Raw genomic sequence first — 21,296 nt, forward strand, 5'->3', positions numbered from 1 at the left:
CTTCTAGCATGACCTTTCTTAATCAGTTTGGCCAGTCAGGCGCTGGAAAAAATCAATTTTCTGCTCCCCAAGCTATGCGTCTAACTAATCATGGAACAATATATGTAGCGGATTCTGCTAATCGCCGCATCGTTGTACTATTTGATCCAAATAGCTGGACAGCTCCAGGTACTGCAGTACTTGGTACATTACCCCTTAACCAAAATTTAACATTACTTAGTGGCTATCATTTACAAATACAGCCAATAAATGATATCACTTCTGGCACACCTCTCACCTCAGATGGCAAACTTTCTGTAATAGATGGAGCAACTTTAACTGCAAATAATGGAAGCAGTATCACTGCCAGTTCAATGGAAATTGATAATACCTCAACTTTTTACTTAAGATCAAGTGCTACTTTTACTATTGCAGGAAATATTACATCTAACGGTACGCTCCGAATTCTAGGACCACGTGCCATTAATAATAATATTTTAGGTACTGGTACTATAATTAAAGAAGGTATTGAGTCTTTAAATTTTATTGGTATTACTGTAAATGCTGCAAACTTAAATATTCAGCAAGGTAGAGTAAATCTATCTAATAGCGCTACTTTAAATTCACCCGTTACTATGGCAACAGGTACTACTCTAGGGTTTCTAGGGGCTAATACCTTAAATACTGATGTCACAGGAACTGGTCAAATATCAAAAACTAATCCAGGTGAATTAGCTTTTGATTCTAATAGTGTGACTGCTAATACAGTTAACATACAGCAAGGTTCTTTTAAATTAAATAATGCAACAGTTAATGCTAATATTACTTTAGGTAACAACGTACCTTTAACTATACAAGGTAATAATAGCATTACCGGCAATATTTCTAGCGTAGGTAATATTGTCACCACAGGCTTAGGTGAAGTATTATTTAATAATAGCGCTATTACCACTCCTGCTCTGGATATCCAGCAAGGCACTATAGTTCTAAATAACAGTAATATTAATGCCCCTGTCACCGTTGGAAATAGTGCAAAACTAAAGGGCACAGGAGCTATTTTAAGCAACCTTATTAATAATGGTATTGTAGCACCTGGTGCTTCTCCTGGCATCATCACCGTAACTGGCAATTATACTACAGCTCCCGGCGCTTCTCTTGAAAGCTATATTGCTCCAAGCGCAAGTCCCGTTGCTGGTATTGATTATTCTCAGCTCTTAGTCAATGGCACAGCTGACATTACAGCTAACAACCTTGTGGTGAATGCTGCAATTGGATCGTACACTAATGGTGCTGAATATCAACTTTTAACAGCTGATAATGGCATTAATGGAGAGTTTGCTAATTATACCTTAAACATTACAGGACCTTATGAAGCTCCTATAACTTACACGCCTAACCAGGTGTTATTAACTATTGTCAAAAAAGATATCCCTCATATCCCTGATATTCCTCCTTCCCTTACTATTAAACATGCTAATAGTTTAGTTGACTATATCAATTCTTTAACCAATATGAGTCCTGATTTTATTAAAATACTTGATGTTTTAGATAAATTACCTATCGATGAACGAGATAATGCTGTTAAAAGTATGTCTCCTAATCGCAATTTAACTGCTAATTATGTTAATCAAGATATGAACCAACTTATTCAGGGCATTACTAGCGCTCGTTTAGATATCATTAGTTCTCATGATACTAATTTTAACGCTCACTCAAACCTTATGGCTACTGATCATAATAAAAAGGATCTTTTATCATCCACTAAGGCTAGTTTGATCAATAATATTTCTTCTAATCTCAATAATAACTGGTTAAACTCTGAAAAACATGCTGTATGGGCCTCACCATTTGCGCAGTTTATTAGGCAAGATACTTCTAAAAAGGGTAGGGGATATAAAGCAAAAATTGGTGGAATGATTATTGGTTATGATCAAAAACTTTCCAGTTCAGTGATAGGAGGTATATCTCTTGGTTATTATCAGGCTATGTTTGATCATAATAGTCATGGAGGTAATGATAATAAAATTAAAGGCACTTTTGCAACTATTTATGGTAGTAAAACTATAAATAATAGTTATCTTAATGGATCTTTACTAACAGCGTATAATAATCATCATTTAAATAGGCAGATTAATATACCAACATTAGCCACTGCTTATGCAACAAGTAAACATAGATCTTATGAGGTTAGCCCAAGAGTAGAGCTAGGATATAATATTAAAACAGATTGTAATTACCAAATCACGCCTTTTGCAGCGACTGAATATAGTATAATTTTTGAAAATGGCTATACCGAAAAAGGAGCAAACGCGCTTGATATGCGAGTTAAGTCTGGGCAAAATCATCTATTCACAAATGAACTGGGTATCAAGTTACGTAAAGCTATAAAACTAAGTTCAGAAGAAGAATTAAATATTAAAGGCAAACTTAGTTATATAAATAAAACTCGCTCTAAAAAACATAACAAAATTAAATCAGGCTTTAAAGAACAAACTGCTAGCTATAGTAGTAACAATTATAGCAAAGCTGAGCATCAAATCTCTCCATCAGTTGAGATAGAACTCAATAAGAAAAATGGTGTTTCTGTTGGAGGAAGATATAGTGGTGAATTTAGTAAATCCTTCCAGGCTCATGAAGCACTCTTCAATTTGGGAATGCAATTTTAAAAATTATGGCATTGATGTGCATAAATAAATATTATATATTCTTATATATGTCTATATTACAATTTTTTTGTCCTATAGTTTTTTAATTTGAATTAGGTGGGGCGTTATTCGTCTCTCACCTAGCTATTAGTAGGCTTTGACTCCTCACTCCTGCGCCTAATTCAAATTAATTCACTATATATCTATTTCCCTATACAAAACTTACTAAAAACTTGATCCAAAATTTCATCAACACTGATTTTACCAGTGATTTTTCCAAGTTCAGTAGCTGCTATTCTTAAATCTTCTGCTGCTAGCTCGATAGGTTTATCCAAATTAAAAGCTCTTAGATAATATAAGCATTTATGAAGGGCATCTCTATATCTAGTATGGGTTATTACAGCATCAGCCGAAGGTGTTAATATATTAAACGCTTTTGTTTCTAATATTTTTAATAATTCATTAATTCCAATGTTTTGTGATACTGATAAGGGTAAGGTTTCTGCTGAAAAAATAGAAGGTAGATTACCAAAATTATTATTACATAAATCAATTTTATTGAATATGCAAATGGTATTATCGTCTATTAAATTAAGAGTAAAAGGATCTAGATAGGGTAGTGTATTTACATCAAAAAGAGCGATTTTAATATCGGCTGCTTCAGCACAAGATCTAGCACGATTAATACCCTCATTTTCGATGATATCATTACTATCTCTAAGTCCGGCAGTATCAGCTATAGTCATGGGATAACCAGCTATATCTAATTGGACTTCAATAACATCCCTAGTTGTTCCTGCTATATGCGATACGATTGCGACTTCTCGTTTAGCAAGAAGATTAAGTAAACTAGATTTACCAACATTGGGCGCGCCTATAATAGCGATATTTAATCCAGCACGTAATTTTTCTCCTCGATGATTATCATTTAAATGTGCTGAAATATCTTGTATGAGATTTATAATTAGATTATTTAAATCATTCATTATATGTGTTGGTAGCTCTTCATCAGGAAAATCTATATATGATTCAATCAGGCTTAATGCTTCTATAATCAAGGTACGCCATTTATTATATAATTTTTCTAAAACACCATTCATTTGCTGTAAAGCTTGTTTTTGCTGCAAACTAGTTTCTGCATCTATTAAATCTCGAAGACCATCTATTTGCGTTAAATCCATCTTACCATTTAAGAAGCTACGTAAAGAAAATTCTCCAGGACCAGCTAAAGTCATATTTGGTAAAGTGGATAATAATTCCATAATAGATTTAATGACTGCTCTACTGCCATGTATATTTAGCTCTATGATATCTTCACCGGTAAAACTATTAGGTCCAGGAAAATATGTAATCAAAGCTTCGTCAATGACTGCTTTAGTATATGGGTTATATAATTTTGTTAAGGTGGCATAACGTGGTGTAAGTTTTTTTTCATATCCAAAGTAATGCACAGCAGAGAGTGCCTCTCTGCCTGAGATTCTAATAATAGCAATACCTGATTTACCAGGAGCTGTAGAAAGAGCAAAAATAGTATTCATAAATATTAATAAAATTTTAGTTGTGTATTTTAATAAAGTTCTTATTATGCCTTGCCATATAGGTATTTTTATCTGTTGTATTGTTATTAGTAAAGAATAATAAGTATAGTTGTAATAATTTGTTTTGTAGTGTAATAATAGTTTATATTATAATAAAATTAAATTAATAAATAAATCAATAATCGAATTGATAATAATTTAACTAGTAGTTTACTTTTTGTCATTATAATATAATGTAAATAAAAAAATAGAAAGGGAGTCTGTTGATGGGGAAACCAGGGTCATATAGAGTATTTCAAGAAAAACTATTTATTGAAAATATACTTAAAGAAGTAAAACAGGCAGATCAGTCAGAATTATTAAAGACATTTATAGAGAATTTGTATCTGCATTTTCCCTTAGAAAATGGCGATAGCCACGATGTTAATTATAAGCAATTTGCAGAAATTGCAGAACAGGTATTTGAATTTATTCAAAAGCGTCATCCTGGCGAAATTAAATTAAGTATTGATGCAGCTATTAATAGTAAAAATAATAATAACAAAAAGCTTAAATATAGTTCTATAAAAATTGTAAATGATGATATGCCATTTTTGGTAGATTCGGTAAAGGAAGAGTTAGCAAGAAAAGGTTTTAAAATATATGAAATTACTCATCCAGTTATAAGGGTAAAACGTGATAAAAAAGGTATAATTACAGATCTTTTTGGGCGCAATGAAAAAGTAAAAGATACATATTTAGAGTCAGTAATTTACATACATTGTACCTATATAAGTAGTAAGAAATTAGCAGAACAGATTGAAGCAGATTTAAAATCTGTATTAGATAGTGTAAGGCTAGCAGTCCTAGATTGGCAGAATATGGTGCAAAATCTAGATTTATCTTTAAAGTCATTACAGGATTTTGGTACATCAGATTATAATCAAGAAGAAATAGCGTTTTTAAACTGGCTAAAAAATAATAATTTTACTTTTCTTGGATATAATGAGTATAAAGTTGTAAATAAATTATCTGCAGACAATGAAGAAAATACTTTAGGTATTGTTAAAAATCATGCAAAACTTAAGAAATCTATTATGCAAGAGGTGTCTGCTATTCCTAAAAAGGCAGAAAATTGTGGTGTTTATATAAGCAAAATAAACACTATATCTCCAGTACATCGTCATGCTAATATGGATTTAGTGTGTATTTATTATCGTCAAAAAGATACTCTGTTTATTAGAAATTTCGTTGGATTATTTACCTCAGTTTTATTTTATCAAAGTGTTAACATTATACCACTGATGCGTAAAAAAATAGAGTTTATTAAAAATACTTCAGGATTCGCTTCAGCTAGCTATAGCGGTAAAGAAATAGTTTCAATACTTGAAGCATTACCACGTGAAGAGTTATTACAGGTCAAACAAGAAAATTTATTTGAATTAGTAATGGGTATATATCATCTTTTAGTGCGGCCAAAATTGAAATTATTTATATGCCAAAATAATAGTGTTGCTTTTACAACCTGTATGATTTTTATACCGCGTGAAAGATTTAGTTACGATGTGGGAGAAAAAATTATCAAAATTTTGGAATTAGATATAGGGGAGCTTGTATCAAGTAGCTACATGCCAATTGCCAATTTGCCTATTTCTTGCCTTTATGTACAGTTAAAAGTAAATTCTGATAAAGTATATGATCAGCTGGAAGTTATAGAGAATAAATTAAAGTCGTTAGTAAGTTTATGGGATGATAAATTACATGTATCGTTAGTTAAATATTATGGTGAAAGTAAAGGTGAGGCTTTGTTTTCAAGTTATAAGCATGCTTTCCCTATAGATTATCAAGAGCGCTTTAGTAATAGTGTTGTTATTAATGACATAGAATTTTTAGAAGCAGTTCAAAAAGGCAATGAAATAACCTTTAATTTTTTACTACCTGAGAAAGAAGCAGAGAATAATATTATAAATTTAAAAATTTTTTCTAGTCATAATAAAGTTCCGTTATCGGAAATTATACCTATTCTTGAGAACATGGGATTTAGGACTATTGACGAAGATTTATTTGCAATTAGTACATATAATAGATTAGAAAATCCAATGTGGATACATAATTTCCGCCTTACAATTGCAGGATACGAAACTCAAGTTATCTCAGAAATTAAAGAATATGTATTAGAAGAACCTGCTCAGGCTAAGCAATATATAGAAGAAGCTTTATCTGCTATATGGTTAAACAAAGTACAAAATGATTCTCTAAATAAGCTTATCTTAAGAGCAAATTTATCATACAGACAAGTTATGTTAGTGAGAGCTATATGTAAGTATATAAGGCAAACTGGATTTAGTTATAGCGAAGAATATGTTAATGATATACTAACGCGTAATCCTCAGTTATGTAAATTGATGGTAAAACTATTTTATAGTAGATTTGATCCAAGGCTTAAAGGTTCAAGAGAAAAACAAATTAAGCAATCCTTACAAGAGATAGATGATAAACTTAGTACAATTGTTAGTAATATAGAAGATTTTGTACTAAGGAAAGTGTTAGATATAATTAAAGCTATTCTGAGAACAAATTATTTCCAAAAGCAAGAAGATGGTCAATATAAGGAATATGTTTCATTTAAATTGAATTCTTCAGAAATTCCTGGATTGCCTTTACCTGTACCTTATGCAGAAATTTTTGTGTATTGTTCTAATAAAGTAGAAGCTATACATTTAAGAGGTGGAAAAGTTTCAAGAGGAGGAATACGCTGGTCTGATCGTAGCGAGGATTTCCGTACCGAAGTTTTAGGCCTTATGAAAGCCCAAATGACTAAAAACGCCATTATTGTACCAGTAGGCGCAAAAGGTGGGTTTGTAGTCAAGAAATCCATAGCTTTGCTCGGGCGCACCGAGTATTTGAAAGAAGGTCAAGAATGTTATAAAATATTTTTACGTGGATTATTGGATGTAACTGATAATATAGTGCAAGGTGTTATACAAACTCCGATGAATGTAATTAGGTATGATGGAGACGATCCATATCTAGTGGTGGCTGCTGATAAAGGTACAGCAACTTTTTCGGATATAGCTAATTCTGTTGCAGCTGAATATAATTTTTGGTTAGGAGATGCCTTTGCTTCTGGTGGTTCTGCAGGCTATGATCATAAAAAAATGGCTATTACAGCACGAGGTACTTGGATTTCTGTAATTAGGCATTTTCAGGAAATTGGTATAGATGTAAATAAGCAAGAATTTACAGTAGTTGGTATAGGGGATATGTCAGGAGACGTATTTGGTAATGGTATGCTTTTATCAGATAATATTTTGTTAGTTGCTGCTTTTAATCATGCTTATATGTTTATAGATCCTAAACCTGATAGTAAGATTAGTTTTAAGGAACGTAAGAGGCTATTTGATTTAGCTGGTTCAAACTGGAATGATTATGATACGAAGCTTATTTCTCAAGGAGGAGGGATTTTTGATCGTAAGGCTAAGACTATTAAATTGACAAAGGAAATCAAAGATTATTTTAATATTAATAAGGATGAAGTTACCCCTGATCAACTGATAAGAATATTACTTACAGCAAAGGTAGATTTATTATGGAATGGTGGGATAGGGACCTATGTTAAATCATCAGAAGAAGTAAATGAGCAGGTGGGTGATAAAACGAATGATAGTGTACGTGTGGATGGCAAAGAATTGCATTGTAGGGCAGTAGCTGAAGGAGGAAATTTAGGTTGTACTCAACGTGGACGTATAGAATATGCCTTAAATGGTGGAAAAATTAATACAGATTATATTGATAATTCGGCTGGGGTTGATTGCTCTGACCATGAAGTGAATATTAAAATTGCCTTACAAGAATCATTAATCAAAGGTAAGCTTACAAAAGAAAAACGTGACAAAATGCTTGCTCAAATGACAGATGAAATTGCGCATTTAGTATTACGTGATAATATATTGCAAACACAGATTATTAGTATGATTGAACAGCATGGTCATGCTCTTTTATCTAATCATATAAGGTTAATTACTGCATTAGAGGCAAAGAAAGTATTAAATCGTTCAGTCGAATTTTTACCTTCAAAGCAAGAATTAACAAGACGTGATAATGCAAAACAAGGTTTAACTAGACCTGAAATATCAGTCTTAGTATCATATAGTAAATTTACTATATATAATGAACTAATCTTTACGGATATTGCAGAAGATCAATATTTTGCTGATTTTCTTTTAGCCTATTTTCCTAAAACAATGAGTCAGCAATATAAAGAAGAGATAGCAAATCATAGATTGCGTCAAGAAATTATAGCAACGATGATAGCTAATAGCTTGGTAAATAGAATGGGTGCTTCATTTTACCATTTTGTAGCAGATGATACGGCGGCAAAAGGAAGCGATATAGCACGCGCATATGTTATTACAGTAGATGCGTTTGACTTACGCGCTATATGGGAAGAGTTAAGTACATTAGATAATAATATTAAGATTGCTGATAGAACAATACTATTTACAGAAATTAATAAAATGATTTCAAGATGTGTATTTTGGTTATTACGTAATTTCATGCATGCTTTAAATATTGCAGAATTAGTAGCGTATTTAAAGCCTATGATTAAGGATTTGATGTTGCATCTTGAGGTATCTTTAGCGGGTAAAGTAAAGAAACGCTTTAGTAGCAAATTATCACAATTTAAAAATATGAATATTACTCAAGAGCTTGCTCATAAAATTGCATGTATTAGTGTGCTGTCTTCGGCTTATGATATTGTTAGTGTTGCTGCTAAGAATGCGCTTACTGTAACAGAAGTAGGAAAGATTTATTTTGAAATTGGTGCTAGAGTAAACTTTGATTGGTTAAGAGCATGCATAGATAAAATTGATACCGAAAGCTATTGGGGTAGGTTGTCTCTGAAATCTCTTAAAGATGATTTATACGATAGACAAAGAAGGTTAACAAGTTTGGTGATAGAATTTATGACCAATAATAAATCAGACCCTATTAAACAATGGTCCCAGAAAAATGAAGTACAAATAGAATTATATGATAACTTTATTAATGATTTAATTAGTCAAGATCATATCGATTTATCTATGTTAATTGTAGCTGTTAAAAGGTCTGAGGCTTTATTATCTCCGGCGGAATTTTAGTAAAATATAGATGTAGATTATTAGAAGATGGAGATAATATTTAAAAAAAAATAGGACATAAATTGTTAAGTAGTGAGTAGGAATGAATATTTTTGCTACAGATCTATGTCCTAAATTATGCGCGCATAACTTAGATGATAGACGGCTTATCAAGATGATTCTAGAATCAGCACAGTTACTATCTACGGCCATATTTATTAACAGTAATATAAAACATAATGAACTTTATAAACCAACCCATATCAAACATCCTTGTACAATATGGGTATCGTTAAATAGATCAAATTGGATGTGGTTATATAAGCATTTAGAAGCTTTATGCGCAGAATATACATATCGCTTTAATAAAACACATAAAACCTCATCATTGCTTATATATTTATTAAAATATGCTGAAAATCTTCCCATTGGACAAGCGACGTCTTTCGTTAATTGCACCCAATCACAGTTGCTAGGTGTAGATTTTAGGAATATAGAAAATACACACTTAGCTTATAGAAAATATTTAGGAGCCAAGTGGGATGCAGATAAAAAAAGACCAAAATGGACTAGAAGAGGAGGTCCTGATTGGTATAAATGTAATAAATATATAATTATATAGCATCTTTAAACTTTCCTTTATAATATACTTAACAAGTATAAATATAACTAATAGATATTATATATTTATTAATTTTTAAAGTAGAATAATAATCAGATGTTAGAAATTTCCTTATAGAACTTTGATAACAATATTATTCATTATTCCTAAAGTAGCCTTGATTAAAACTCTAGTAAATTAAGATTTGCTCTTATAGTAAAAATAGCTAATTTCACATGCATCTGACTTTCTCACTTCGAAAGATCAATTGTTTTGATTAGAGTTTTTTATCTCAAATAAAGTAAATCCTGGAAATATGTTACTCTTTTGTTTAGATACAGCTATAGCCGATAGCAGCTGTTCTTCAACGGCTTGATTCCCTATGGAAGTTGCATGCCTTAAATAAATTTTATTATCACGGATAAAAGCAAAACCTACATGAGCTATATTGTGTTCTGATTTTGTAAGCTCAAGCATTTTAGGATTATCCATAATCATCACAAAAAGATAAATTTTATTCCCTAGTTTTTTTGTTAAAGTTTTTTCATGAGTTAGAAAATCTGAAAACGTAATGTAACTTATGGCAGAGTTTATAGGTTCCATAATTTCTAAAGGTTTTTGATATTTATTGAAAAAATTTATATGCTGATTTTGAGGAATATATTTTTTAGCATAGTTATGTAGCTGAGTATTTAATAAACCTGCTTTATCAATTAAAGCAATTTTATGTTTTGTATAGGCAAGGTTGGCAAAGGCATTAATGCCAATAATATTAGCATTAGATTTCAGCCATTCAGTATCCATAAAATGATTACGAGTACAATAATTTGTATCTTTTGAACTAAACATTAACTGCATTAAATTATTGGTAAGCATAGTGATAAATAATTTATTATCATACGGAACAGGATCTATTTCAGAAAGGGCTAATACCATTTCAACATAACTAATACAATCAAAGGTGTCGAGGTTGAGTAATGCCAGCTGATTGCGATGCTGATCCCAGCTAATTAATTTTTCTCCCAAAGTATAATCATAAGGCTTACCGATAAAATATTCGGAGAATTTTAAAATTTTCTCATAAAAAGGCTGAGTAGAGATTGGAATAGCTAATTGATGCAAAGGTTCTAATGAAGAAAATTCAGGCTCTACAGCTTTTGGAGCAGTTTCATCAATGTTGTTTGCTTGCACATTTGTAAAACTATTACACATCAAGGTAATTAATAATATAACTCTAACTAAAATATTCATTCTAATCCATATTTAAATAAATATAATTAATAATAAGAATTTACTGGCAATTTCATCGTAAGTCAAATATATATCCATAAATAATATATGTACAAAATGTAAAAATGGAATATTATTTAAATTTTTATAGTTATTAATAAAGAAAACCATATGCAAAAAAAGAATGAAGTTAGACAGAAAAATAGACCATATATAGTGGCAATGTTTGGTACTGCTCTAGAGCATTATGATACTTCTCTCTATGGCTTTATGGCTCCTATTTTAATCTCAGTCTTTTTACCGGAAATTAATATGTTAAACGCTTTAATTATTTCCTATGCTTTTTATCCAATAAATATTATCTCTAGGCCAATTGGAGCAATAGTTTTAGGACGTTATGGTGATCAACATGGTAGAAGAAAAGCCCTGATTCTTTCTTTATTAGGTACAGCTATTATTACAGGTATTATTGGTTTATTACCTACTTATAATGATATTGGTATTTGGGCACCTATTTTATTTACCATGTGTAGGTTTATACAAGGTTTTTTTTCAGGTGGTGAATATAATGGTGGAGCAATATATGTTTTAGAACATTCTGGTTCGGCACATAGAGGATGGATAAGTGGAGTTTATTGTGCTTATACGGTGCTTGGAATATTAATTGCAGCAATAGTTAGTGCAGTGGTTTCTTATTTCCCAGAATATTGGAGGTGGCCTTATATTGCGGCATGGATTACAGGATTAATAGGCGTATATATTAGATTATTTGCTCACGAAACGCCAGAATTTATAGAATCTAAAGCAATAAAACATAAACCTATTTCTGTTGTTAAAGTTATTGCCAAATATTATCCTACTTTGCTTGCCATGATAGTAGTATCAGGCTTTTTTGGTACTTTATATACTTTGCCTTCTATTTTAATGAATGCGTTTGTACCGCTAATAACTAGTATCAGTACCAGTACTATTATGAATGTAAATGTAGGCACTACTCTTTTATATATGACTTTATTACCTGTTTCTGGCTTTATTAGCGATAAGATATCCTATAAAAAATCCATGAGTTTTGCAGCAATTGCCACAGCTTTACTTACCTATCCTTTATTATTATTACTAAGTTATAATGAATTATATTATGTCATTATAATGAAAATTATATTTGCAATATTAAGTGCATGGTTTATTGGGCCATTTCATGCCTGGGCTCAAAGCCTATGTGATACTAAAAACCGTTATCTTATTATCTCATTAACTTATGCTATTGGTGGGCAAATAGGAGGAGTTACTCCAGCTATTAGTTTAGTGCTATGGAAATATACGCATAATTTATTACACGTAGCATTTGTATTAATCATATGGGCTATGATCGCTTCAATTGCTGCTTATTATGCTAAATATATTAATTTAGCCAAAGATATGAAATAATAGCTATAGTATAATATTTTATATTTTTTACAGCAAAAAATATATTTTATTTCATAATATGCACATATTGGTTCTTATTATTAGTTTTATCATTTTATCCTCTTTTATTTTTCTTTTTTTATTTTTTATATTTAAACTTAAAGTATCAATAATCGTCTAAATATTTTTGCCAGCTTATTACATTTAAAGATTTTTAGGGCCCTATAAACTCAGGACTAACGTAAAAAAATTATAACTGCATTTTTGGCTACAGTTAATATTAATTTTTTTAATCATTATCCCTCGTAAATTCTCCTTAAGGACATTACTCCTTAAGTACTGGCCTATTCTTTAAACGATTACTGATAATTATCATAGTATTTAAAAATTTATATTCATGGAAGTACCTTTTTCTAATTTTTTTCAAAAATTTTTATTTTTTAATTAAAATTTAAGGGAAATAGTTATGCTCATCCAATAGATATCTCGTGCTAGGCGAACATAAATGGATTTCCATAATGAGTTTGTAATTTGCTTTAATGCAAATTACTTGAGGGTGCTTAAATTATATTAAAATAATTTTTTAAAGTTAAATAATAAATTTGAGTAAGAGTATTTATATCTTCTATTGAAACATGTTCATCAATTTTATGTGCCGTTTTATTGATTAAGCCAAATTCTATTACCGGACAAATATCTTTAATAAATCTGGCATCAGATGTGCCGCCAGTTGTGCTTAATATAGGGTGATGATTCGTGGTGGTTTGAATAGCATTAATTAAAATATTCTTTAAAGGATTTTCAGTAAAAATAAAAGGAGATGCAGATTCATAGGCATCTAATTGAAAATTATCTGTAAATTCTTCACAAATGGATTTAACCCAGAAAATCAATGAGTTTCCAGTGTGTAAATTATTAAATCTAATATTAAATTGGCTTACTGCTTTGGCAGGTATTACATTTTTTGCGTTATTATCTACATCAATAGACGTGATTTCTAAATGGGAGGGATCAAAAAACTCGTTGCCCTTATCAAGAGTAGTTAAATGTAATTTATTTAAAATTTTTACCAAAGTATGTATGGGATTGTCAGCTAAATGTGGATAAGCTACATGGCCTTGTATGCCATTCACCGTTAAGCTAAAAGATATACTACCTCTTCTGCCAATTTTAATCATTTCGCCTATATAGTTTGGATTAGTAGGTTCACCTACTAAACATGCATCTATAGTTTCATTTTGTTCTTGTAACCATTGTAGTATTTTCCTAGTACCATTTATAGCTATTCCTTCTTCATCACCCGTAATCATAAGGCTTATAGAGCCAGAAAAATTTGTTTTAACTTCTTGAAGTAGAATGCTTACTGCGCTTATAAAACAAGCTATAGCAGGCTTCATATCTACAGCACCACGTCCATATAAGTAATTATTCTGAATATGAGCTTGAAAAGGATTATATGTCCATAAAGATTCATCGCCAGGGGGAACTACGTCGGTATGGCCTGCAAAACAAAAATTAGGTTGGTTAGTGCCAAGGCGTGCATATAAATTTACTACACCTTCAAATGGTAATTTATTACATTTAAAACCAAGATTTGTTAAAATCTCTATAAGTAGGTCAATAGCACCAGCATCAATTGGTGTTATACTAGGGCAATTTATTAAATCACAGCTTAATTTTATTGGATCAATAATCATTTTTTTACCTCCTTAGTAGCGTAGCAACTCATTGATTGCAGTTTTAGAACGTGTAGTAGAATCAACCCTTTTTACAATTACTGCGCAATATAAGGCAGGGGAAGGAAAACCATTTGGCATAGCATTATTATTAGGTAAAGTTCCTGGCACTACTACCGAATAGGCTGGAACACGTCCTTGGAAAATTTCACCAGTAGTTCTATCAATAATTTTGGTAGACGCTCCTATATAAACCCCCATTGAAATTACAGCTCCTTCTTCTACTATTACACCTTCAGCTATTTCACTGCGAGCCCCTATAAAACAATTATCTTCTATAATAACGGGGTTAGATTGTAATGGTTCTAATACCCCACCAATGCCAACTCCTCCGGAAATATGACAGTTCTTTCCTATTTGAGCGCAGCTTCCAATAGTCGACCATGTATCTACCATAGTACCGCTATCTATATATGCGCCTACGTTTACAAAGCAAGGCATTAATACTACATTTTCTGCAATATAGGCAGGATGCCTTACCATTGATCCTGGAACCGCTCTTATATTAGCAGTTTTAAAATCTTCTTCCTGCCAATTGTAAAATTTAAGCGGTATTTTATCAAACCAGTTATATTCTTGATTCAATATTTTAGAGCCACTATTAATTAATTGAGAATTATTAATTGCAAATGATAATAAAATAGCTTTTTTTACCCAAGTATTTACATACCACTTCTCTTTTTTCTCTGCAACCCTTATTTTACCGTTATTAAGCAGAGATAATATATAATCTATGGTTTTTTTTTGATCACTATTAAAAATTTGTTGTCTATTTTCCCATAATTCTTCAATGAGTTTCTTTGACCTTTCTAATAAATCATTGTATGTATTGTTGTCAGTCATGTTATTTCCTTATAAATTATTATGGCTGAATATTATAATTTTTATTATAAAAAAACTAGAGATATTTGATGATTATTACTTGTAACAAATGTAATACAAGCTATTTAGTTGAAGTTGAATCTATAGGAATTAATGGCAGAAAGGTTAAATGCTTAAAATGCAGTCATATATGGATGGCAATTCTAAATGAAGAACAACTTAAAGAATTAAGTAGTAAAGAAACAGAAATTATTCAGTCTGATCCATCTGAAGATGTGGAAAAGCCAATAGAAGGTATTACTTCTGTTCCTGCTTTAATGCAGCCTAAAGTCTCGCCAGTCTTAAAAATTGTACCAGTGATGTTGTTGATATTATTATTGTTAATGTCGGGATTATTTTATAATCACAAGATTATTGAATATGTTCCAAGTGCATCTTCTATGTATATAGCCGCAGGTTTATATCCATCTAACGGCTTGATCATAGATAATGTTGTAGTAAAAGAAGAACAAGAACAATATAGTATTAGCTATGTAATTAAAAATACCAATGATATAGAAATTTATATGCCTTTAGTGCGTGTAACAGTTTTTGATGATAAAAAAAATAATGTGGCTTATCAAAAAGTAAAAATAAAACATAAATTATTAGAGCCAGGTGAAAGCTATGTAAATAATACTAATATATTAATTCCTGATAATGCAACTTATATAGTTGTAGATCTAGGTAATAAGTGGGAATTATTTTTAAGGCAAGTTTCTGATTTAATATATAAGATAGCCTTAAACGCTACATAAGTAGTAGTAAATTAAGCTCTAATACGCCCCAGCGTTGCTTAATCATGTACTTATTTTGTACCTCGTTCTTGGTACTGTTATCAACTTAATTTACTAATAGTTATGATAATATTTTAATTAAAAATGGTTAAGATTTTAGTACAGAAAAATATTATGTTTTAATTAAATGTTTATATTCTTGAATTAAACTGTAAGAAATAATAAAAAGAGAAAAATATGATTCTAAATCGTAGATTCAGTAAATGGATAATAATAATTGTAATAATAATTATAACCTTAATATTATTGCAAATGTTAAGTCGTAATAGCAAAGCTAAATCACAGAGTAATATACCTAGTGTACAAATACATAATGTTATATCAGAAAATATACCGTTAAGTTTCGAATATCCTGGAAGAGTAGCGGGTATAAAAGAAGTTGAAGTACGTGCTCAGGTTAGTGGTATATTGCTAAAAACAAATTATCAAGAAGGGTTAAGAGTTCAAGAGAAAGATATATTATTTACCATAGATCCCAAATCTTTTATAGCTGCTTATAAAGCAGCAGAAGCAGAAGTAAGTTCTGCAAAGAGCGTATTAGTACAAGAAGAAAAGGAATTTAACAGAACTGGTATTTTATTTAAAAAAGGTGTAATTTCAGCAGGAGCTAGAGATCAATCTATTTCAGACTATGAACAAGCAAAAAGTCGAGTTAAGGGTGCTCAAGAAAAGTTAAAAACAGCTAAAATTAACTTAGATTATACCAATGTTAAGGCTCCCATAACAGGTATTACATCGGATGCTGTATATTCTGAAGGCAATCTCATTGATAATGGTAGTTTGTTAACAACAATCGTACAAAATGATGTTGTATATGTAAATTTTTCTTATCCTGAGAATGAATATAATAACATTCGGCAGTTAATAGAAAATAAAAAAGCGTCTATACCAAGTGATAAATTACTTAGAGCAGCGATTAAACTTGAGGATGACACTATATTAGCAGAGGAAGGTGTAATAGATTTTACCGATAATAGCTTAAGCGAGAATACAGCTTCAGTGATGTCTAGGGTAACAATAAAAAACCCAGATCAAAAATTAATGTCAAATCAATATGTGCGTGTTCAAGTTAAAGGCTTAAATTATCAAAATGCTATTGTTATACCTGAAAAAGCTATTATTTATACGCCAGGTGGTACTAGTGTATATATAGTTGAAAACGCAAAAATTGCTATTAAACCTGTAACTTTAGGGATGATAATTAACAAAGGTAGATTAGTACTCAATGGTTTAAAAGCAGGTGATAAGGTGGTTGTTGAAGATATAATAAAGTTAAAACCTGGACAAGAGGTCAAAATCGCTGATACTATCTCCAAATCTCTAGAGAGCTAATTATGATTTCACGTTTTTTTATTAATAGGCCAGTTTTTGCAGCAGTGATTTCAATTATGATTGTGCTTGCAGGATTAATCTCAATGCATGCGTTACCTATTGCCCAATATCCTAATATCTTACCTACTACAGTTACTGTTTCTACAACATATTTAGGAGCATCTCCTGAAGTAATTGCAACCACTGTTGCTGCTCCTTTAGAGGAGCAAATTAATGGTGTAGAAAATATGCTATATTTAATCTCTACCAGTTCTAGTAGCGGACAGTTAAGTATTACAATTACTTTTGCAATAGGTACAGATCCTGCGCAAGCTGAAATAGATGTAAATAACCGCGTGCAAGCAGTGTTACCAAAATTACCAGCAGAAGTAAGACAAAATGGTTTAACTGTAAATCGTGCTTCTGGGACATTGCTTGGTGTTATTGCTTTATTTTCACCTGATAAAAGTTTAGATACATTGTTTATTAGTAATTATGCTGTGCTTAACGTATTAGATAATCTTAAAAGAATTGAGGGAGTAGGCAATGCTTCTTTATTTGGGGCATCAAACTATGCCATGCGTGTATGGCTAAAACCAGATAAAATGGCCCAATATAAGTTAGCAGTAAGTGATATAAAATCTGCAATAACAGAACAAAATTCACAATTTGCATTAGGTAAGTTTGCCGATGAACCAATGGAAAATCCCAGGAATTTTACCTATCTTGCTTTAACTCAGGGTAGATTTTCTACAGAAAAAGAATTTGAAAACATAATTATTAAAAATAACCCAGATGGAGGACATTTACTGTTAAAGGATGTAGCAAGAATAGAATTAGGTGCACAAAATTATAATTTTCTATCTACGTTAAATTCAAATCCTGCAGTAATGCTTGGTATTTATCTGGATACTAATGCTAATGCTCTTAGTGTAATACAGGATATTAGCAAGGCAATGGCAGAATTGTCCAAAAGTTTTCCTGATGGCTTATCATATTCTATACCTTTTGATACTACTGTGTTTGTAAATGTATCTATAAAAGAAGTGATTAAAACATTTGTTGAAGCTATTATATTAGTTTTAATAGTTGTATATTTATTTTTGCAGAATGTAAGGGCAACTATTATACCTCTACTTGCTGTTCCTATATCTCTAATAGGTACTTTTGCGGGTATGTATTTATTAGGTTTTTCAATCAATTTACTTACCTTATTTGGGTTAATTTTGGCTATTGGTATAGTAGTTGATGATGCTATTATAGTACTTGAGAATGTAGAACGTATTATGAGAGAAGAAAAACTTGGTCCTAAAGAAGCTGCAATTAAAGCTATGGAAGAAGTAAGCGGACCTGTAATTGCAATCGTATTAATTCTTTCTTCTGTATTTTTACCAGTAGCATTTATAGGTGGGATTTCAGGATTAATTTATCAGCAGTTTGCTGTTACTATGATTATTTCTGTAGTTTTATCTGGTACGGTAGCATTAGTTTTAACTCCATCATTATGTGCGCATTTTATTAAAGATCATGAAACGCAAACTAGTAAATTTTTTGTATGGTTTAATACTACTTTTGATAAACTAACCCAAAAATTTACGCAAATTGTTGATTTTCTACTCATCAGAGCGGCACTTGGTCTAATATTATTTGGTTTAGCAATTGCAGGAGCAATTATTACGTTCAGAGTATTACCTACAGGTCTTGTACCTGACGAAGACCAAGGTTATCTGATTGTGGCACAAAATATGATGCCAGGTACTGCTTTAAAAAATTCTGATAAAGTTATGCAAGATTTTCTAGAACTTTTGAAAAAGGAATCAACAATTCAAGATATTATAGGTTTAGTGGGGCTAGATTTATTAGGAGGTATGGGAAAAAACTAGTGCGAGTGCAGCATTTATTCGCCTAAAAACTTGGGATCAACGTGCAGGTGAAAAGGAAGATTCCTTTACTTTAGCACAAAAATTTACAGTAATAGGTAAACAAGTAAAAGATTCAGTTATATCCATTTTTAACCCTCTTCCTATTACAGGGATGAGTACTACTGGAGGATTTGAATTTTATATACAGTACAAAGGGGATAATAATGATTATGCGTTGTTATTACAGCAAGCTGCGACGAAATTAACTCAAGCTATTCAAAAAAGGCCAGAAATATTGTGGATGCAAAGCATGTTTTCTGCAAATACTCCTGCCTATAATATTATATTAGATAGAACTAAGGCTAAAGCTTTGGATGTTAATGTATCGGATGTATTTTCAACTATGCAATCTACATTTGGTACTTACTATGTTAATGATTTCTTATTATATGGTCGTGCATATAACGTTTATTTACAATCAGAAAGTAAATATCGGGAAACTATAGATAATCTAAAAGATGTATTTGTACGTTCTAATATAGGTAATATGGTTCCCTTAAGCTCATTGCTGAAGGTAGAATTACAATTACAAGCCGATACCATTACTAGATATAATATTTTCCCAGCTGCAAAAATTATGGGAAATCCTGCTCCTGGATATAGTTCAGGACAAGCTATAAAGGCGATCAATGAAACAGCTACAGAAATATTGTCTTCAGATTTTGCAATAGGATGGTCAGGATCTGCATATCAAGAAGAAATGACAAGTAATACAGGTAATATTGCCTTAGCATTTGGAATTATTGCCATATTTTTAATTTTAGCGGCTTTATACGAAAGATGGACCTTACCTTTTGCTGTTATATCATCTCTACCTTTTGCAGTTTTGGGTGCTATAATATTTCAGCTACTCCGAGGTCTTGCAAATGATGTATATTTTCAGGTGGGATTGTTAACCTTAATAGGACTCGCTGCAAAAAACGCTATTCTAATTATAGAGTTTGCTGTATTAGAAACGCAAAAAGGTAAAACAATACATGAAGCTGCGCGAATAGCCGCAAAATTAAGATTTCGTCCAATCGTTATGACCTCTTTAGCTTTTATTTTGGGATGTGTACCATTATTTTTTAGTTCAGGTGCCGGTGCAGCAAGTAGGCATTCGATTAGCACAGGTATTATAGGTGGTATGCTTGTATCTACATTTATAGCAACGTTTTTTGTACCATTATTCTTTAGATTAATTATGAAATATAGTAAATTACGCTAAAATTATAATTTTTTAATAAATAACTACTATTGTCATTAAAAAATTAAACTTTTGTTTAGTATTTTGATTTATCCTTATATACATTATTAATGTAATAGGTAGGTATTTATGGCTTCTATATATAATAAAAAATTTGATCTTCAAACATGGAAAGATGCTATTAGTGTAGTGCCAAAGAAAGAAATACAGCCAATATATTCTGCCGTTATTAAAGCTTTCATAGAAAATAATGCAATTAAAACTATGGATCCTCCTCAAAAATCTCAATATAGAAAGCCTTTTGGAACTAAAATTGTTAGAGCTAAAGACCATAAACAAGATATTGCTTTTGGTATGAGTGATACTGCTACTCTCAGGAGATATTTTTCAGATTTCCCTCATTCTGAATTAAATATGCAGTCGTTAGGAATATTTGCTAATATATATGCTGGTATGTTAAGCAGCAGAATCAATAGTAAAGATGCCTATCAAATGTCTTACTCAAAAAAATCCGATGGTTTAAATATAATAGGAGAAGAACGGTTAGCTAGAGATGCTGCTCTTTTTATAGCTAAAAATTCTTATGATCAAATTAAAGATTTATCTTCAGAAGAATTATTTTCATTAGGTCAAAAAATTGCTTACTCCAGTAAAAGCTAAAAAAACAAGTAAAGAAGGTAGTATTTGGTATATAGATACACCAGATAATACGTCTAAAAAATATAATTTAATAGTCGCAGAATTAAAAGAAGAATTCAAAAAAAGAAATATAAAAGAAGTTATGGATCTCAATAAAGATATGGGCAAAGAACCTAAGAATATTCGTAACTTTAGCAAAGAAAAAAATACTAAAGACAAACCTAGTGGAAGGGCAAAATAGATATAATTTTTACTCAAAATTCTTTAAAAATAAAAGTTTTACTAAATTAAATGCACATAACCTAGATAATAGTTGTGGCAATTTAAATATTACTTTGTTGTGTC

At 31.0% G+C, this 21,296-nt stretch carries 12 protein-coding genes and 1 pseudogene; 9 read left to right on the plus strand and 4 right to left on the minus strand.

Annotation, left to right across the window (positions count from 1 at the left end; translation table 11 throughout):
* Nucleotides 1–8: 8 nt before the first annotated feature.
* Nucleotides 9–2,645, plus strand: a complete 2,637-nt coding sequence (locus NOVO_05360; protein AIL65443.1) for an outer membrane autotransporter barrel protein — start codon at nucleotides 9–11, stop codon at nucleotides 2,643–2,645.
* 182 nt (nucleotides 2,646–2,827) lie between these two features.
* Here the strand turns inward: NOVO_05360 and mnmE are convergent, their stop codons facing one another.
* Nucleotides 2,828–4,162, minus strand: a complete 1,335-nt coding sequence (mnmE, locus tag NOVO_05365; GenBank protein AIL65444.1) for a tRNA modification GTPase MnmE — start codon at nucleotides 4,160–4,162, stop codon at nucleotides 2,828–2,830.
* Nucleotides 4,163–4,428: 266 nt separating this feature from the next.
* Here mnmE and gdhB point away from each other — a divergent pair, with 266 nt between their 5' ends.
* Nucleotides 4,429–9,282 carry an NAD-specific glutamate dehydrogenase gene (gene gdhB / locus NOVO_05370; GenBank protein ID AIL65445.1) on the plus strand — a complete coding sequence of 1,618 codons (4,854 nt, stop codon included), beginning with the start codon at nucleotides 4,429–4,431 and terminating at the stop codon, nucleotides 9,280–9,282.
* Between the two features lie 82 nt (nucleotides 9,283–9,364).
* Nucleotides 9,365–9,883 carry a hypothetical protein gene (locus NOVO_05375; GenBank protein AIL65446.1) on the plus strand — a complete coding sequence of 173 codons (519 nt, stop codon included), beginning with the start codon at nucleotides 9,365–9,367 and terminating at the stop codon, nucleotides 9,881–9,883.
* Nucleotides 9,884–10,126: 243 nt separating this feature from the next.
* Here NOVO_05375 and NOVO_05380 read toward each other — a convergent pair whose 3' ends face one another.
* On the minus strand, nucleotides 10,127–11,113 hold the full coding sequence (locus NOVO_05380) for a hypothetical protein (GenBank protein AIL65447.1): 987 nt from the start codon (nucleotides 11,111–11,113) through the stop codon (nucleotides 10,127–10,129).
* A gap of 150 nt (nucleotides 11,114–11,263) precedes the next feature.
* Here NOVO_05380 and proP_2 point away from each other — a divergent pair, with 150 nt between their 5' ends.
* Nucleotides 11,264–12,520 carry a Proline/betaine transporter gene (gene proP_2, locus NOVO_05385; GenBank protein AIL65448.1) on the plus strand — a complete coding sequence of 419 codons (1,257 nt, stop codon included), beginning with the start codon at nucleotides 11,264–11,266 and terminating at the stop codon, nucleotides 12,518–12,520.
* 539 nt (nucleotides 12,521–13,059) lie between these two features.
* Here the strand turns inward: proP_2 and dapE are convergent.
* Together dapE and dapD are read right to left on the minus strand one after the other, a co-directional pair.
* Nucleotides 13,060–14,196, minus strand: a complete 1,137-nt coding sequence (gene dapE, locus NOVO_05390; GenBank protein AIL65449.1) for a Succinyl-diaminopimelate desuccinylase — start codon at nucleotides 14,194–14,196, stop codon at nucleotides 13,060–13,062.
* A 12-nt stretch (nucleotides 14,197–14,208) separates the two neighbouring features.
* Nucleotides 14,209–15,078 carry a 2,3,4,5-tetrahydropyridine-2,6-dicarboxylate N-succinyltransferase gene (gene dapD, locus NOVO_05395; GenBank protein ID AIL65450.1) on the minus strand — a complete coding sequence of 290 codons (870 nt, stop codon included), beginning with the start codon at nucleotides 15,076–15,078 and terminating at the stop codon, nucleotides 14,209–14,211.
* Nucleotides 15,079–15,146: 68 nt separating this feature from the next.
* Here dapD and NOVO_05400 point away from each other — a divergent pair, with 68 nt between their 5' ends.
* The 5 genes and pseudogenes from NOVO_05400 (at nucleotide 15,147) to NOVO_05425 (ending at nucleotide 21,192) form a co-directional block, all read left to right on the plus strand.
* Nucleotides 15,147–15,854 (plus strand): zinc finger-like domain protein, encoded by a 708-nt coding sequence (locus NOVO_05400; GenBank protein AIL65451.1) that lies wholly within the window; start codon nucleotides 15,147–15,149, stop codon nucleotides 15,852–15,854.
* 216 nt (nucleotides 15,855–16,070) lie between these two features.
* A complete protein-coding gene (gene bepD / locus NOVO_05405; protein AIL65452.1) occupies nucleotides 16,071–17,225 on the plus strand; it encodes an Efflux pump periplasmic linker BepD precursor in 1,155 nt (384 codons plus the stop codon).
* Between the two features lie 2 nt (nucleotides 17,226–17,227).
* Nucleotides 17,228–20,330 (plus strand): annotated as a pseudogene (locus tag NOVO_05410) (efflux pump membrane transporter BepE; disrupted).
* 111 nt (nucleotides 20,331–20,441) lie between these two features.
* Nucleotides 20,442–20,972, plus strand: a complete 531-nt coding sequence (locus NOVO_05420) for a hypothetical protein (protein ID AIL65453.1) — start codon at nucleotides 20,442–20,444, stop codon at nucleotides 20,970–20,972.
* Complete coding sequence (locus tag NOVO_05425) at nucleotides 20,950–21,192, plus strand: hypothetical protein (protein ID AIL65454.1); 243 nt, start codon at nucleotides 20,950–20,952, stop codon at nucleotides 21,190–21,192. Before NOVO_05420 ends, NOVO_05425 begins: the two co-directional genes overlap by 23 nt.
* The last annotated feature ends 104 nt before the right edge of the window (nucleotides 21,193–21,296 follow it).

It is taken from the genome of Rickettsiales bacterium Ac37b, assembly GCA_000746585.2.
GTDB lineage: Bacteria > Pseudomonadota > Alphaproteobacteria > Rickettsiales > Arcanibacteraceae > Ac37b.

Bases quoted from the DNA above. Each gene is read 5' to 3' on its own strand.
- NOVO_05360 (AIL65443.1), top strand. From the start codon at position 9: ATGACCTTTCTTAATCAGTTTGGCCAGTCAGGCGCTGGAAAAAATCAA.
- mnmE (AIL65444.1), bottom strand. From the start codon at position 4,162: ATGAATACTATTTTTGCTCTTTCTACAGCTCCTGGTAAATCAGGTATT.
- gdhB (AIL65445.1), top strand. From the start codon at position 4,429: ATGGGGAAACCAGGGTCATATAGAGTATTTCAAGAAAAACTATTTATT.
- NOVO_05375 (AIL65446.1), top strand. From the start codon at position 9,365: ATGAATATTTTTGCTACAGATCTATGTCCTAAATTATGCGCGCATAAC.
- NOVO_05380 (AIL65447.1), bottom strand. From the start codon at position 11,113: ATGAATATTTTAGTTAGAGTTATATTATTAATTACCTTGATGTGTAAT.
- proP_2 (AIL65448.1), top strand. From the start codon at position 11,264: ATGCAAAAAAAGAATGAAGTTAGACAGAAAAATAGACCATATATAGTG.
- dapE (AIL65449.1), bottom strand. From the start codon at position 14,196: ATGATTATTGATCCAATAAAATTAAGCTGTGATTTAATAAATTGCCCT.
- dapD (AIL65450.1), bottom strand. From the start codon at position 15,078: ATGACTGACAACAATACATACAATGATTTATTAGAAAGGTCAAAGAAA.
- NOVO_05400 (AIL65451.1), top strand. From the start codon at position 15,147: ATGATTATTACTTGTAACAAATGTAATACAAGCTATTTAGTTGAAGTT.
- bepD (AIL65452.1), top strand. From the start codon at position 16,071: ATGATTCTAAATCGTAGATTCAGTAAATGGATAATAATAATTGTAATA.
- NOVO_05420 (AIL65453.1), top strand. From the start codon at position 20,442: ATGGCTTCTATATATAATAAAAAATTTGATCTTCAAACATGGAAAGAT.